Below are 16,018 nucleotides of genomic sequence, written 5' to 3'. Positions count from 1 at the left end.
ATATTTCAACTATTCGCTGGTTACACGATTCACTTCTTGTAAGGAAGTGACCCCCTGCATAACCTTGAGTAAACCTGAACGACGTAAATTGTTAAATCCTAATTTTGCAGATGCTTCAGCAATCTGTAAGGCATTGCCATCTTCCATAATAATTTTTGAAATTTCTGGCGTGACTTTCATAACTTCATAAATACCAACACGTCCTTTATAGCCTTCACGGCACTCAGCACACCCCACCGGTTGATAAACTTTGAAGTCTGGATCTTTGATATCTATGGAAGTAAAGCCCATTTCGAGCAAGCTTTGTTCAGGAATGTCGACAGCGGCTTTGCATTGGCTACATAAACGGCGTGCCAAACGCTGTGCAATCACTAAATTGACCGAGGTCGCAATGTTAAAAGATGGAACCCCCATATTACGTAAGCGTGTCAGAGTTTCAGGTGCACTATTGGTGTGGAGTGTCGACATGACCATGTGACCTGTCTGTGCAGCTTTAATTGCGATTTCAGCTGTTTCAAGGTCGCGAATCTCACCAACCATCACAATATCAGGATCTTGACGTAAGAAGGACTTCAGCGCAGCAGAGAAGGTGAGGCCGACTTTATTGTTCACATTGACCTGATTAATGCCTTCTAAGTTAATCTCAACAGGGTCTTCCGCAGTTGAAATATTGGTGTCTTCTTTATTTAGAATATTCAAACCTGTATACAGCGATACCGTTTTACCTGAACCTGTCGGGCCAGTAATTAACAACATGCCTTGCGGTTTGTCTAAAGCCTGCATAAATAGGTCTTTTTGATCTGGTTCATAACCTAAAGCATCAATCCCCAGCATAGCACTGGATGGATCGAGAATACGTAGAACCAGCTTTTCGCCAAATAAGGTTGGAAGTGAGTTGACACGGAAGTCGATGGCTTTGCTTTTCGACAGCTTTAATTTAATTCGGCCATCTTGCGGGACGCGCTTTTCAGAGATGTCCATTTGTGACATAACTTTTAAACGTGAGGCAAGACGAGTCGCCAGTTGTAGTGGTGGACTGGCAATATGACGCAGAACCCCATCTACTCGATAACGGACACGGTAAGATTTTTCATAAGGTTCAAAGTGCAAGTCTGATGCGCCCATACGAATCGCATCAATCAGTAATTTATTGATGTATTTGACGATCGGTGCTTCATCCCCTTGAGGCGAGTCATCTTCTTCGTCATTGGAGTTCTGATGGTCTTGCTCTAAGTCTAAATCAATATCTTCATCAGAAAATTCAAAGCTATCGGCTTGCGCGAAATTTTGTTCGATTAGTTTTTCAAGCTGAGGATGTTCAACAATAATCGCTTCAATGTTCATTTTAGAATTGAAACGAATCGCGTCCATTGCATCCATGTTGGTTGGATTGCTGGTGGCGATATAGAGGATATTGCCACGACGGTAAATCGGCAACATACGATGCTTGGTGATGAGTTTGTCTTCGACCAGATCTCGTAGAATTTGTACCGAATCATAGACACTTAAGTCAAAAACAGGCTCTCCAAACTCCAAAGAAATCGTCTCAGCGATCATTTGTGGGGAGAGTTTATAATTTTCAATTAGATAAGGAACGATGTCTTGCTGAGCCTTTTTTGCAGAGAGCATTGCCTGCTGCATATTTTCAGCAGTCATGCGTCCGTCTTCGACTAAGCGTCGAATGAAGCCTGTGAACTTAGGCAAACCATTTGATACTGACATTCCCCAGATCCTTAACTTCTCAATTGTTTATAATTGGTATCGTAAAATTATACTTTTGTTGCACAAAAATACCATATCTGAAAGTGTTGTCACCACCTTAATATCGATTAAAAGCATGAACTGGTCGTGATAGCAGGCGATTTTTTTACAAAAAGATGTCTTTATTTTCATTCGTATTATTTTGATTGCCGAAGAAATTCTAGAAGAAAACTATCTTTGAAAAATAAATACCGTGTAGAATGAGGCCGTTTTAATGAACTGTTTTGAATAGGGTGCTGTATGTCGGGTTCGACGATTAAGCCATGGGTTGTCGGCAATTGGAAGATGAACCCAATGCAGGCAGATGCCAAGCAATTGCTTCAAGAATTTAAACAGCTCTTGCAAGAGAATGAAATAGCAGAAGAAAAATGTAATATTGGGCTTGCGCCTGTGACGCTGGCTTTGACTTCAACGCAGGCTGAATTGGCGAATGCTGCACATTCAGTTTTTACTGTGGCGCAAGATGTTTCGCGTTTTGGCAACATGGGTGCATATACCGGTGAAGTGAGCGCAGAGCTGCTTAAAGATAGTCAAATTGAATATGTTTTGATTGGTCACTCAGAACGTCGTGAATATTTTGCTGAAAGTGCAGCAATTTTAAATGCGAAAGCCCAAAATGCCTTAAATGCGGGTTTAAAAGTCATTTACTGTGTCGGTGAAAGCTTAGAACAGCGTGAATCGGGTCAGGCAGAAGTAGTGGTTTTACAACAAATTTGCGATTTAGCCAGTGTGGTAACGGCAGAGCAGTGGCCTCATATTGTGATTGCCTACGAGCCGATTTGGGCCATTGGTACAGGAAAAACTGCTTCACCAGAAGACGCGCAAACCATGCATGCTAAAATCCGTGAAGGCCTCACGCAAATTACCAGTCATGGCGCGAACATGGCCATTTTATATGGTGGTAGTGTAAAAGCTGAAAATGCAGTAGAGTTAGCGGCCTGTCCAGATATCAATGGTGCACTCGTCGGTGGGGCATCTTTAAATGCAACGTCGTTTTATAAAATTGTCGAAGCATTTGCAAATACAAAATAATTAGGAGTTCAGCATGCAAACTTTTGTGCTGGTAGTACATATTATCTTAGCTGTGTTGATGATCGTGCTGATTTTGGTCCAGCATGGTAAAGGTGCAGATGCTGGTGCTTCGTTTGGTGGTGGCGGTGCTGCAACTGTATTTGGTGCATCAGGTTCAGGTAATTTCTTGACCCGATTGACTGCGGTTTTGACGGCCTTGTTTTTTATCACCAGTTTGTCACTTGCTGTGTTTGCCAAAAAGCAAACCACAGATGCCTATAGCTTAAAGTCAGTGCAAACGACAAGTTCTGCACCTGCACAATCGACTGAAACTTCGCCAGCTGCACCTAAAACAAGCGAATAATTGGAATTAGTCCTTTCTTTTTTGTGACGATGCTACTAGAATGCGTCACAGCTGCGGTGGTGGTGGAATTGGTAGACACGCTACCTTGAGGTGGTAGTGCTTTCGGGCGTGGGGGTTCAAGTCCCCCCTTCCGCACCAACTTATGAATCCAGAAGATTAAGTTGGTGTATGCAGCAAATTCTGTTGATGCGGGATGGAGCAGTCTGGTAGCTCGTCGGGCTCATAACCCGAAGGTCGTTGGTTCAAATCCAGCTCCCGCTACCAATCTTATTTTAGATGCAAACTAAAGTGAGTAACTTAATAATCATTAAGTTAGGAATATTTTTTGTGTTTTGTTGCGGGATGGAGCAGTCTGGTAGCTCGTCGGGCTCATAACCCGAAGGTCGTTGGTTCAAATCCAGCTCCCGCTACCAATCTTATTTTAGATGCAAACTAAAATAAGCAGTTTAAGTGATTAAATTGAATAATTTTTGCGTTTTGTTGCGGGATGGAGCAGTCTGGTAGCTCGTCGGGCTCATAACCCGAAGGTCGTTGGTTCAAATCCAGCTCCCGCTACCAATTTGATTTAGGTGCAACTAAATCAGAGCAGGTACGAAGTATTTAGATTGAAAAATAGTTCATATTTGTATATAATTTTTGCACGTTGATGCGGGATGGAGCAGTCTGGTAGCTCGTCGGGCTCATAACCCGAAGGTCGTTGGTTCAAATCCAGCTCCCGCTACCAAGTTTCTAAAAAGAGGCTCACAACAAGGTGGGCCTTTTTGCACAGTGGATATTAATTTTCTGTGCAATAATTGGGGCGATTACGCCCTTTTTTATTGGCTATCGTGTAGTGTCGATGTGAGCCGGATACGGTGAAAGTCAAAGTGTCATGTTCCACTACTACTATAGTTTGTATCGGCTTGTAGTGGTCTGTTTCGGCCATTGAATCGCACAAAAATGACGAGAGTAAATGAAGCTATCAAATAAAACTCAAGCACTCCAAGACTTAATTGCTCCTGCAGTGCAAGCCTGTGGTGTTGATCTTTGGGGGATTGAATTCCTTCCTCAAGGAAAACGTTCTTTATTGCGCATTTATATCGACAAAGCTGTCGACGAAAATGCAGAACCCATCATCAATGAAGATGGTGAAGAAGAGCAGGGCCGTGGCATCGGCGTACAAGACTGTGTACGTGTGACCCAGCAAGTCGGCGCAATGATGGATGTCCATGATCCAATTTCAGGTGAATATGCACTTGAAGTGTCATCTCCGGGTTGGGATCGTCCATTTTTCCAACTTGAACAATTACCTGCATATATCGGTCAACAGATCGCTTTTCGTTTGATCAGTGCGGTCGATAACCGTCGTAAATTCCAAGCTAAATTGGTTGCTGTAGATCTTGAAGCTGAAATGATTCAAGTCGAAGTGGAAAAGCAACAGGTGCTTGAAATCGATAGTAATAATATTGATAAAGCCAATTTGGTCTATCAAGATTAATTCATTTAATAAATAAGAATCTGAACGAATAGGTGGCTTATGGCACGTGAAATTCTTACCGTAGTTGAAACGGTTAGTAATGAAAAAGGTGTACCTCGTGAAGCGATTTTCGAAGCCTTAGAACAAGCGCTTGTTGCTGCGACTAAAAAGAAATTTTACGAAGGAACAAACTCTGAAGAAGCTCAGCTTCGTGTAGAGATTGATCGTAAAACGGGTGAATACAGCACTTTCCGTCAATGGGAAGTGGTTGCGGATGAAGATCATGAAATGCCAGCATGTCAAGATGCGATTTCAGATGTTGATCCTGCACAATGGTCGATTGGTGATATTCGTGAGCTTGAAGTGCCTTCAATTGACTTCGGTCGTATTGCTGCGCAAATTGCAAAACAAGTGATTGTCCAAAAGATTCGCGAAGCTGAACGTGCGCTGATTGCAGATGCCTACGAGTCTAAAGTGGGTGAGTTGATCTACGGTGAAGTGAAAAAGCAAACCAAAGATGGCTTTATCATTGACTTAGGTGACAATGCTGAAGCGTATCTTGCACGTGAAGAAATGATTGCAAAAGAAATTTTGCGTCCGAAGCAACGTGTAAATGCGATTTTGTTTAATGTGAACCGTGAAGGTCGTGGTGCACAATTACAATTGTCACGTGCCAAGCCTGAAATGCTCATCGCTTTGATGAAGAAAGAAATTCCTGAAATTTCTGAAGAAATCATTGAGATTAAAGCGGCAGCGCGTCAACCTGGCGTTCGTGCTAAAATTGCTGTGAAAACCAATGATCATCGTATTGATCCAGTGGGTGCATGTATTGGTATGCGTGGTACACGTATCCAAGCAGTTCAGCAAGAATTGAACGGTGAGCGTATTGATGTTGTTGTATGGTCTGATGATCCTGCGCAGTACATTGCGAGTGCTTTAGAGCCAGCAGATGTATCGGGTATTGTGATTGATGAAGAAGAACGTACAGCGGACATTATTTTCGCAACTAGCGATCAATTAGCGCGTGCGATTGGTTCACAAGGTCAAAACGTACGTTTAGCCTCTGAACTGACAGGCTACAAACTCAACATGATGCTTGAAGATGAGTATCATGCTCGTCAGCAAAATGAAGCACAACAATACTTAGACCTATTTGTATCGCGTCTAGATATTGAAGAAGATTTGGCAATGGCATTGGTTGAAATGGGCTTTACTTCTTTAGAAGAGATTGCTTATGTTCCAGCTGAAACATTTGACGAAATCGAGCTAGATGCTGAAGTTGTTGAATTACTTCAAAGTCGTGCCAAAGAAGTTACATTGGCTGATGCATTACAGCAGCAAGAAAACATCCAAGATCCAAGCGCGGAACTCGTTGCAATGGAAGGGATGACGCAAGAGATTGCTTATGCACTTGCAGCACGTGGTGTCATCACAATTGATGACTTGGCTGACCAAGCGACTGACGATATTGCTGATATTGAAGGTCTGGGTACAGAGAAAGCGGGTCAACTTATTATGAAAGCGCGCGAATCATGGTTTAACTAGGAGATCTACATGACGGATAAGACGATACAAGAGTTAGCTCTCAGTGTGAACCGCCCTGTTGAGAAGCTCCTAGAGCAGGTTCGTGATGCTGGTTTACCACAGCGTAAATCGGACGATATAATCTCTACTGAACAACAAGATGCCCTCGTGCACCATTTGAAGAAAATTCATGGTCAAGACGATGGTCAGGCAGGAAAAATCACGTTGAAACGTAAAACGACCAGTACCGCTAAAGTAGCGAGTACATCAGGTAAGGCAAAAACGATTAATGTAGAAGTTCGCAAGAAACATACATTTACCAAGCCAGATCCAGAACAAATTAAAGCGGAAGCTTTGGCAAAAGCGCAAGCTGAGCAACAAGCTCGTGCGAACGTTCAAGCTATGGTTGAACCAAAAGCTGAAACTCCAGTAGTAAATAAAGCGGCTGCAAACTTTGAAGCGATGCGTGCTGCTGCAAAGCAAGAAACGACGAAGCAAGAAGTAGCAAAAGCTGCGGTAGTTGTGAAGCGTAAATCAAACAATAAGCCTGTGGTTAAAGCACAAGTTAAAGTTGTTGAAACACCTGAACAGAAAAAAGCACGTGAAGCTCAAGCCGCTCAATTAAAAGCGACTGAAGAAGCAGCACGTCGTAAGGCAGCTGAAGAAGCGCAGCAACGTACACTTGAACAAATGCGTCAAATGGCATCTAAGTATTCAAACGAAGATGCAACTGCGACCATTCGTGTAGTGGATGATTCTCCACTTGCTGCGGGCCTGGTTGGTCAAGCATATGAAGACTCATTTGCGAAAGAAGACCGCGAAATCAAACGTGGTACCAATACGCCAGCTACACGCGCACCGAAGAAAGGTGGTCGTCGTGGTGAAGAGCAATCTTTCCGTGATAACTCGCATAAACGTGGTTTGAAAACAAGCTCTGCAAACAAGCATGGCTTTGAAAAACCGGTTAAAAAGCAAGTTTATGATGTTGAAATTGGTTCAACCATTGTGGTTGCTGACTTGGCTGCAAAAATGGCAGTTAAGGTACGTGAAGTAATTAAGTCACTCATGAAAATGGGTGAGCTTGTGACTCAGAACCAAGCGATTGACCAAGAAATTGCAGCATTAATCGTAGAAGAAATGGGCCATAACCCAGTTCTTGTATCGGATACGCAAGCAGAAGATAACTTACTTGAAGCAGCAGAAGAAGCACGTGGCGCTCAAACGACTCGTCCTCCTGTTGTGACCATTATGGGTCACGTTGACCATGGTAAGACATCGTTACTTGACCGCATTCGTCGTTCAAAAGTGGCAGCTGGTGAAGCGGGTGGTATCACTCAGCACATCGGTGCGTACCATGTTACGACTGATAAAGGCATTATCACATTCTTAGATACTCCGGGACACGCAGCATTTACTGCAATGCGTTCACGTGGTGCGAAATCGACAGACATCGTGGTATTGGTGGTTGCAGCAGATGATGGTGTAATGCCACAAACAGCTGAAGCGATTGATCACGCACGTGCTGCAGGTACGCCAATTATTGTTGCAATCAACAAGATGGATAAAGAATCTGCTGATCCAGATCGCGTATTGAATGAATTGACTGTGAAAGAAATCGTGCCTGAACAATGGGGCGGTGACGTTCCTGTTGCAATGGTTTCAGCACATACAGGTCAAGGTATTGATGAGCTTCTAGATATTATTTCAATTCAAGCTGAATTACTTGAGTTGAAAGCATCTGAAGAAGGTGCTGCTCAAGGTGTCGTGATTGAAGCACGTGTAGACAACAGCCGTGGTGCGGTAACGTCTATCCTTGTTCAAAACGGTACATTGAAAGTAGGTGACCTTGTTCTTGCCGGCGCATCTTACGGTCGCGTACGTGCGATGACAGATGAAAACGGTAAACGTATTCAATCTGCTGGTCCTTCAATTCCGGTTGAAATTCTAGGTCTACCTGAAGCGCCAATGGCGGGTGATGAAGTTCTTGTTGTGAATGACGAGAAAAAAGCACGTGAAGTTGCCGATGCGCGTATGGATCGTGAACGTCAAAAACGTCTTGAGCGTCAAAGCGCAATGCGTCTTGAAAATATCATGGCGTCTATGGGCAAGAAAGATGTGCCTATCGTCAATGTGGTATTGAAAACTGATGTACGTGGTACATTGGAAGCATTACACGTTGCTCTTGCTGACCTTGCAACAGACGAAGTTAAAGTCCGTGTTATTGGCTCAGGTGTTGGTGCGATCACCGAATCTGACGTGACACTGGCTGAATCTTCTGAAGCGGTACTTCTTGGCTTTAACGTACGTGCGGATAACGCAGCGCGTCAAAAAGCGGATGCTGACGGTATCGATATTCGTTACTACTCAATCATTTATCAATTGATTGATGATGTGAAAGCAGCGATGAGCGGTAAGCTTGCGCCTGAGCACCGTGAAACAATTCTGGGTGTGGCTGAAGTGCGTGAAGTGTTCCACTCAAGTAAGTTTGGTGCAGCAGCAGGCTGTATGGTACTTGAGGGTATGTTACACCGTAATAAACCAATTCGTGTCCTTCGTGATGACGTGGTTGTGTTCCAAGGTGAGCTTGAGTCACTTCGTCGCTATAAAGAAGTGGTTGAAGAAGTTCGCGCAGGTATGGAATGTGGTCTTGCGGTTAAAGGTTATAAAGACATCAAAGAAAAAGACAAGATCGAAGTCTATGATGTTCAATTGATCAAACGGAGTCTTTAATGGCGGGTAGTCAACGTCTTAAGCGCATGGCGGATACAGTGCAACGTGAGTTGTCTGAACTAATTCGCCAAGAGTTGAAAGATCCACGCTTAGGTGGTCTCGTGACCATCTCTGCGGTGAAGGTTAGTCCAGACTTAGGTTATGCTGAAGTATATGTGACTGTGATGGGCCGTGAGCTTGGCGATGAGCAAAGTGAAGCAGCCAATAAAGAAACCCTAGATGTGCTGAACAAAGCATCTGGTTTCTTACGTCACGAACTCGGCCGTCGTATTAAGACACGTATTACACCGCGTTTGCGTTTCCATTACGATAAAACCAATGCATATGGTAACTATATGTTTGGCCTGATTGCTGAAGCAGTAAAGGATTTACCCGCTGACGAAGCAAACAAAGATGATGAATAATTCAGTCTAACTGAATTAAAAAGCCACCTTCGGGTGGCTTTTTTTATGCGGAGTCATGGCTAGAGCAAGATCAGGATTTGAAATGCGTTACACAGGATTATGGTGGGGAATAGAGGGTTGAGCTTTTAGGGATTATTTTGACCATCAAGTTGTTGTGGATTGATATGGGCAATGATTTACAAGGGGGTACATTTTGATTATTTTAATTTTTGAGAAGCTCGAGTATTACGCAGATTGATCAGTCCATCTGTGTTGGTCAATGTACTGGATGTGACACTATCTAATACGTTTGAACATTACCATCAGTACAATGTTCAAATTAGCGCAACACCACTATGTCAATGCTGAAGCGCTAGAAATTATTTATTTTTATATCTTTAAGGATACAAATGTTTAAAGACGATGTTCAGTGTCTTCATGCTTATTGCTAAAAGCTCTGCGGCGGGTACGTTGCCAAGGCAGTGGACGGTTGAGTGCTTCTGGAACGTCACCACTCAGCGAGCGTAAGCGCAAATGTAGCGCCGCTTGCGCCATCAAATTTGCCGATACAGGTGCAGTTAAGAAGGCAAACAGCGTTAATAACAGCTCAGCAAAACCAAAGCGTCCTTGAAATGCAGAATAGATCATTGCCGCGATCAAGAAGCTCCCTAAGCCTAAGGTACTTGACTTGGTTGGAGCGTGCAGGCGCATGAATAAATCGGGCAGGCGCACCATTCCAATCCCTCCGACCAGCATGAAGAAAGTGCCGATCATGAGAAAAATGGAGACTAAAATTTCCATCGTAAGTTGCATCGATCTTGCTCCTAGTCAATCACATGACCTGAGGTGAAGTAGCGTGCTAAAGCGGCTGTAGAGACAAAGCCGAGCATCGCAACCAAAAGAGCACCTTCAAATAATGAAGTGCTGGCCCAGTAAATGCCTAAAATAATAATGAGGCAGATTGCATTTAAAAAGAGTGTATCGAGTGCTAAGAGTCGGTCTACAATCGATGGGCCGATGATTAAGCGAATTAAGCACAGCAACATTGAAATAGTGACGGCGATTAAACAAATCCCGAGGGCATAAGGCAAAATAGTCATGCTTTGTCTCCTGCTTCGACGCCAAAAATTTGCATCAACGGTTTTTCATAACGCGCTTTGATATTTTCAATCTCGGCATTTTCATCATCGGTGCTGAGGGCGTGAACTAAAATGTCCCCACGATCTTGATCGATGCCTGCTGAAACAGTGCCTGGTGTGGTGGTAATAATCATCGCCAGTAAGGTGTTTACTTCCTCATGTTGTGTTTCCAGCGGAACGCGAAACCACTTGGGTTGTAGACGATCAATTGGGCCGAGGACCAATTTAGCCACTTGAATATTCGACACCACAATGTCGTATAACACCACAAAAAATAGCTTCACCGCCGCTTTCCATTCAATATTTGGAGTATACTTAATGAATGGTCTGATCAAACTCGGAATAAAAATAGCCAGTAAAAATGCCATCACTAAGCTGGCTGCATCGACACTATGTGCCAACATCACCCAGCTCAGCGCAACAATCACCGAGACAAAAGGGTGGGGTAACCAACGTTCCAAAAACGACGTTTTTTTCATGTTTAAGGCTCCACCATCGGTTGTAGGCTTTCAGCATCGGGATTCACTTCAGCCTGTTGTTGCTGTTGCATTTGGCGTTTTTTGTATTCGGAAATATGCTCGCCTTCCAGTGTTTCTTCTGAAATTAAATATGGAATCAAATGTGCATTTGGATCCACGCGTTCGCCACCATATTTGGTTTCAGGTAAATTTTCGCTGTCGAAAGGTTGTACGCTAATGGTTTGCCCATGCTCATCAGTTTTGAGCAAAGTCTGTTCATAGAGCACATTATTTTGGATTTGCTCAGCCGTTTGGTAAGTGTACTTTTGAATTGGACCTGCAAATACCATATAAGCCATTAAACCTACCAACAATAGATAGATGGTTTTGTCATTGCGCTTCGGCGCTTGTTCAGGCAAAGCTTGGTACGCGGCATAAGCAGCTTCATCAGGGTTGTCTTCTGGTTTAGTTGCGCGCCAAAAAATCACGAAACCCACACGTGTAAACGCAATAATACTCAATAAGCTCACCACTAAAACGGTCACAATAATCAGCAATTGATATGGTGAGTGTGCGGTGGCTTGGAGAATAAATACTTTGCCCAAGAAACCACTAAAGGGTGGTAAACCTGCCATCATCAAGGCAATGGTGAAATAGGTTAACGCCACCACCTTATGCTGTTTCATTTGTGGTGCAATTTTAAAATGGTCTTTAAATTCACCACGTTGAGAGGTAATCCAACCACTTAAAATATAGAAAGCTGCCGCAATAATGGTACTGTGCACCAAATAATACAGTGCCGCTGCCCATGCCAAGGTATTGAACAGGGAAATGGCGATTAAAATCGTGCCCACAGAAGACAAAATCATAAAGCCAATGAAACGACGTAAGCGTTCCGCACCCATTGCACCAATCACACCATAGACTGAGGTAATTAAGCCAATCGGCAATAAAATGTATTGCAGGATTTCACGGCTAATTGCATCGTCAAATACGGTGCCATTAACACGTAAAATGGCATAAATACCGACTTTTGTCATGATGGTGAACAGGGCTGCTACAGGAGTGGTTGCAACCGCATAGGTTTTCGGTAGCCAAAAACCGACAGGTAGCATGGCTGCTTTAATGCCAAAGACTGTAAACAACAACAGCCCGCCAGCAACCGCGATACGATGTTGATCGCCTTCTAATAGAGGCATCAGACGTGCAACATCCGCCATATTGAGGCTGCCGACGCTGCCGTAAATCATGCCAAGGCCAATCAGAAATAGGGCTGATGCCAACAAGTTAATGGTGACATAGTGAATGCCGAGTTGAAAACGCGCTTTGCCTTGGCCATGCAGTAACAAAACATAAGAGGCCATCAACAAAATTTCAAAGAATACGAACAGGTTAAATAAGTCGCCTGTCAGGAAGGCACCGGTTAGCCCCATCAGTAGGAAATGGCACATGGCATGGAAATAACGGCCACGTTCATCCCATTCTTTACTGGCGAACCACATCACTGGAACAGCTAAGCCGTAGGTTAAAACCAGCATCAGGGCAGACAGTTGGTCGAGGACCAAAACAATACCAAATGGTGCAGCCCATTCACTCAGGTTATAAACACTGATTTGCCCAGAGCTGGCAAAGATCAGATAGTTGACCGCTGTAAATAAGCCCAACAGGCCAGAGGTATAACTGATGCCTCGACGCCACGGTTGTCGCCAGTCTTGTGCTAAAGAACCTGATCCTGGATTACCCAATAACACCAAAATAAAGGCGGTAATGGCAGGAATTAAAATACTAAAAATTGGGGTGTGTTCGGTCCAAAATTGGATGAGGTCATTCATTATGGCTCATCCTCACGTGGGTCAATTTGTGGTATTTCTTCTTTAGAGTCAACGTGGTCGGTTCCTGTTTCATAACGACTGCGTAAAGCCAGTTGTACAATAAACGCCGTGGTAGCAAAGCCAATCACAATCGCGGTTAACACCAAGGCTTGTGGCAAAGGGTCAGTGGCTTTGCTGGCTTCCGTGAGTACCGCGGGTGCATTAAGTTGAAGTCGCCCCATGGCAAATAAAAATAAATTGACGGCATAACCAATCATGGCCAAGCCAAGTACCACAGGGAAGGTACGGGCACGCAAAATCAGATAGATGCCTGTGGCAGTCAACAGACCAATAGCGGAGGCAAGTAACAGTTCTAAACTAATCATATTAATCCCCCTTTGGTACTGGACCAGACATACTAGAGTGACGCGAGTCCCCAAGTACTGAAATAAGTAGCATGGTTGCACCCACAACCGTGATATAAACCCCGACATCGAACAGTGCAGCTGTCGCTAGGTGCATTTCGCCTAAAATTGGTGGCGACACATAAAAGTGTGCACTGGTGAGGAAGGGACGTCCCCAGAACCATGCGCCTAAGCCTGTTAATCCTGCAATGACCAGACCTGTTCCAATCCAGATTTCATACAAACGACCAGACTTGGCTTTGAGCAGTTGTTCTGCATGATCCTGACCGAGTGCCATGTACTGAATAATCAAGGCCAAAGCGGTAATTAGACCTGCGATAAAACCGCCCCCAGGCAGATTGTGCCCACGCAGGAAGATATACAGGCTGACCACCAAGGCAATCGGTAAAATCCAAGATGCAGTGATACGAAGCATCAATGGCGATGGATTAAAACGGTAACTGAGACCTTGGGTCATAGTCGTGCCGTGGGTACGCATACCATCCATTAGGCACAGCGCGCCAATGCCTGCAATGCCGAGGACTGTAATTTCACCGAAGGTATCGAAACCACGGAAATCGACCAAAATCACGTTGACCACGTTGGTACCGCCGCCTAATGGAATCGACTGCTGCATGAAGAACCATGAAATGGAGTTGTGATCACGGGTCAAGATGAGCCATGTGATCCATGCAATGCCGAGCCCGCCGCCAATCGCAATCAGGGCATCTCGCCAACGGCGTGAGACACTCGACTCATAGGGAGTGAGTTGTGGTAAAAGTGATAAACTCATCAATAACAGTACGGTGGTGACCACATCGACGGTGATTTGTGTCAAAGCCAAATCAGGTGCAGAGAAGCAGATAAAGACCATAGTCACGACTAAACCAATCGCGCCACTGATCAATACTGCTTTAATCCGTTCGTGGTGGAACCACAACATCATCCAGCACGAAGAGAATAACAGTAGCCATAGTACGACCGCTAAAGCAGGGGCATGGGTGAGTTCACGGGTACCTGTGGTTAGCCCTTGTCCTAAAAATGGAAGTGAGACTATGGCAATACTGAAGATCACAATCCAAAGAATATAGCTTTGTAATTTACCGTTTTCAGTCAATCGTTTAAATTTGCGCGAGTTGAGCAGGAGTGACTTCAAGAATAAGTCAAAGGCAACTCGACCTTGTAGACGACCTAAATATGGATCGAGATCAATTTCTCGAATTTTGCCACCCTTCGCTAGACTGAAATAGAAAATCAGACCGCCAATCGACGCAATCACGCTCATCAATAAAGGCATGTTAAAACCATGCCATAGGGCAAGATGTGCACCTTCAAAGTCCATCACTTGGGTGCTGGCGCGTGCTGTGCTGTTGACGATGTTTTCAACCAAAAGGGCAGGGAATAAGCCGACTAAAATACACAAAATCGCCAGTAAAGTGGCCGGTGCACGCATGCCCAACGGCGGCTCATGCGCATCTTTGTTGGGAACTTGCTTGCCCACTGGGCCATCGAAGAAAACCCCATGTACCAAACGCACAGAATAAGCGACTGCAAAAATCCCCGCCAGTGTCGCGACAATCGCCGAGCAGATGAGCACAGGACCAGACAGATTGCTAAGCAGTTCAGTAAAGAACATTTCTTTAGATAAGAAACCGTTGGTCAAGGGCACGCCGGCCATTGATGCTGCAGTGACCATCGTCAAAGTGGCCGTATAAGGCAACAGTTGCCATAACCCACTAAGCTTACGTAAATCACGTGTGCCTGACTCATGATCGATAATACCTGCGATCATGAACAGCGCTGCTTTAAAGGTGGCATGGTTAATAATATGGAAAATAGCCGCAGCCACAGCCAATGGTGATCCGATCCCCAAGAGACACATGATCAAGCCGAGATGACTGATGGTTGAATAGGCCAATAAACCTTTCAGGTCTTCTTTAAATATGGCAAAAAACGCAGCCATACACAGGGTAAATAGGCCAATAAAGGTGACCAAATTGTGGAACAGTGCCGCACCCGCAAAAATGGGTAACAGTCGTGCCACCAAGAAAATACCCGCTTTTACCATGGTTGCTGAGTGCAAATAAGCAGACACGGGGGTCGGAGCTGCCATCGCGTTGGGTAACCAAAAATGGAATGGAAATTGCGCACTTTTGGTAAAAGCACCGAGTAAAATCAGCAGCAACGTAGGAACAAATAAAGCATGACTTTGAATTTGTGCTGTCATCGTCAAGATTTGATCAATCTCGTAGGTGCCTGTGATTTGGCCGAGCAAGATGAAACCACCTAGCATGGCTAATCCGCCCATACCCGTAATGGTCAATGCCATTCGTGAGCCACGTTGCGCCGCGTCGTAATTGCTCCAATAACCGACCAACAGAAAAGATGAGATACTGGTCAACTCCCAAAAAACGAGGAGTAAAATTAAATTATTGGAGAGTGAAATTCCAAGCATGGCTGCCATGAACAACATGAGCAGTAGATAGAGCTTATTGAGAGAGTTTTTTGGGCCTAAATAAAAATAGGCATAAATATAAATGAGCGTTCCGATGCCACTAATGAGTAAGGCAAAGAGGAGGCCTAATGCGTCTAGACGGAAGCTGAAGTCAATTCCAAGCTGCGGCAACCATGACCACGACTGCGTAATGACAGCGCCATTAAACACCTCTCGTGCTTGGGTCAGTAATAAGCCTAAACTTGTCATACTGACCCCAACAGCTGCGAAGGCGGTTAGCCTACGTGAGCTCTGCTTCAGTAATGAGACAAGGGTTGTGCCAAGTATTAACGGTAACAATATAATAATCGGTAGCACACTCGTTTCCATTGTCGTGAATAGGTCAAAACCTATTGGTGAATCTCATCTTTCAAGGATTACAGGACTGCAAAGAGCAGCCCAAGAGTCTCAATCTTGAAAGCCAATGTGAAATTTAAAAATAATGAAGTTGTGTTGCGCAACTCATGAAGCGTTATAGCAAAA

13 protein-coding genes and 5 tRNA genes are annotated in these 16,018 nt (G+C 44.4%); 11 read left to right on the top strand and 7 right to left on the bottom strand.

The window, feature by feature from the left end; translation table 11 throughout:
* Positions 1 to 9: 9 nt before the first annotated feature.
* The gene (pilB, locus tag AXW61_RS15910; protein ID WP_062035169.1) at positions 10 to 1,722 is read right to left on the bottom strand and encodes a type IV-A pilus assembly ATPase PilB; all 1,713 of its coding nucleotides are present in this window, start codon (positions 1,720 to 1,722) and stop codon (positions 10 to 12) included.
* A gap of 279 nt (positions 1,723 to 2,001) precedes the next feature.
* Here pilB and tpiA point away from each other — a divergent pair, with 279 nt between their 5' ends.
* The 11 genes from tpiA to AXW61_RS15855 all read left to right on the top strand — a co-directional run bounded on the left by tpiA (position 2,002) and on the right by AXW61_RS15855 (position 9,250).
* A complete protein-coding gene (tpiA, locus tag AXW61_RS15905; RefSeq protein WP_062035167.1) occupies positions 2,002 to 2,793 on the top strand; it encodes a triose-phosphate isomerase in 792 nt (263 codons plus the stop codon).
* A 13-nt stretch (positions 2,794 to 2,806) separates the two neighbouring features.
* The gene (gene secG / locus AXW61_RS15900; RefSeq protein WP_004692710.1) at positions 2,807 to 3,136 is read left to right on the top strand and encodes a preprotein translocase subunit SecG; all 330 of its coding nucleotides are present in this window, start codon (positions 2,807 to 2,809) and stop codon (positions 3,134 to 3,136) included.
* A 53-nt stretch (positions 3,137 to 3,189) separates the two neighbouring features.
* Positions 3,190 to 3,274 (top strand) — tRNA-Leu (locus tag AXW61_RS15895).
* A 49-nt stretch (positions 3,275 to 3,323) separates the two neighbouring features.
* A tRNA-Met gene (locus tag AXW61_RS15890) sits at positions 3,324 to 3,400 on the top strand.
* A gap of 72 nt (positions 3,401 to 3,472) precedes the next feature.
* Positions 3,473 to 3,549: transfer RNA gene (locus AXW61_RS15885), tRNA-Met, on the top strand.
* Positions 3,550 to 3,617: 68 nt separating this feature from the next.
* A tRNA-Met gene (locus tag AXW61_RS15880) sits at positions 3,618 to 3,694 on the top strand.
* 89 nt (positions 3,695 to 3,783) lie between these two features.
* Positions 3,784 to 3,860 (top strand) — tRNA-Met (locus AXW61_RS15875).
* Between the two features lie 228 nt (positions 3,861 to 4,088).
* Positions 4,089 to 4,613, top strand: a complete 525-nt coding sequence (rimP, locus tag AXW61_RS15870) for a ribosome maturation factor RimP (RefSeq protein WP_004692708.1) — start codon at positions 4,089 to 4,091, stop codon at positions 4,611 to 4,613.
* A gap of 39 nt (positions 4,614 to 4,652) precedes the next feature.
* On the top strand, positions 4,653 to 6,137 hold the full coding sequence (gene nusA / locus AXW61_RS15865) for a transcription termination factor NusA (RefSeq protein WP_062035165.1): 1,485 nt from the start codon (positions 4,653 to 4,655) through the stop codon (positions 6,135 to 6,137).
* Positions 6,138 to 6,146: 9 nt separating this feature from the next.
* Complete coding sequence (infB, locus tag AXW61_RS15860) at positions 6,147 to 8,846, top strand: translation initiation factor IF-2 (RefSeq protein WP_010325772.1); 2,700 nt, start codon at positions 6,147 to 6,149, stop codon at positions 8,844 to 8,846.
* A complete protein-coding gene (locus AXW61_RS15855; RefSeq protein ID WP_004978763.1) occupies positions 8,846 to 9,250 on the top strand; it encodes a ribosome-binding factor A in 405 nt (134 codons plus the stop codon). Before infB ends, AXW61_RS15855 begins: the two co-directional genes overlap by 1 nt.
* Positions 9,251 to 9,643: 393 nt before the next feature.
* On the opposite strand, the gene AXW61_RS15850 is transcribed toward AXW61_RS15855, so the two are convergent.
* Genes AXW61_RS15850 through AXW61_RS15825 form a run of 6 tightly spaced genes read right to left on the bottom strand, consistent with a single transcriptional unit; the run spans position 9,644 to position 15,865 of the window.
* A complete protein-coding gene (locus tag AXW61_RS15850) occupies positions 9,644 to 10,042 on the bottom strand; it encodes a Na+/H+ antiporter subunit G (RefSeq protein ID WP_004692702.1) in 399 nt (132 codons plus the stop codon).
* A gap of 11 nt (positions 10,043 to 10,053) precedes the next feature.
* On the bottom strand, positions 10,054 to 10,329 hold the full coding sequence (locus AXW61_RS15845) for a monovalent cation/H+ antiporter subunit F (protein WP_004692700.1): 276 nt from the start codon (positions 10,327 to 10,329) through the stop codon (positions 10,054 to 10,056).
* Positions 10,326 to 10,847 (bottom strand): Na+/H+ antiporter subunit E, encoded by a 522-nt coding sequence (locus AXW61_RS15840; RefSeq protein ID WP_062035163.1) that lies wholly within the window; start codon positions 10,845 to 10,847, stop codon positions 10,326 to 10,328. Before AXW61_RS15840 ends, AXW61_RS15845 begins: the two co-directional genes overlap by 4 nt.
* 2 nt (positions 10,848 to 10,849) lie before the next feature.
* Complete coding sequence (locus AXW61_RS15835; RefSeq protein ID WP_062035161.1) at positions 10,850 to 12,658, bottom strand: monovalent cation/H+ antiporter subunit D; 1,809 nt, start codon at positions 12,656 to 12,658, stop codon at positions 10,850 to 10,852.
* Positions 12,658 to 13,023: a Na+/H+ antiporter subunit C gene (locus AXW61_RS15830; protein WP_004692695.1), complete on the bottom strand. Its 366-nt coding sequence runs from the start codon at positions 13,021 to 13,023 to the stop codon at positions 12,658 to 12,660. Before AXW61_RS15830 ends, AXW61_RS15835 begins: the two co-directional genes overlap by 1 nt.
* A gap of 1 nt (position 13,024) precedes the next feature.
* Entirely contained in the window at positions 13,025 to 15,865 is a 2,841-nt protein-coding gene (locus AXW61_RS15825) for a monovalent cation/H+ antiporter subunit A (protein WP_062035159.1), read from the bottom strand.
* Between the last annotated feature and the right edge of the window lie 153 nt (positions 15,866 to 16,018).

Source organism: Acinetobacter sp. BMW17 (assembly GCF_001592855.1).
In the GTDB taxonomy this organism is placed as follows: Bacteria; Pseudomonadota; Gammaproteobacteria; order Pseudomonadales; family Moraxellaceae; genus Acinetobacter; species Acinetobacter johnsonii.
The sequence above is the reverse complement of the archived record's forward strand: the minus strand, read 5'-3'. Positions and strand labels throughout refer to the sequence as shown.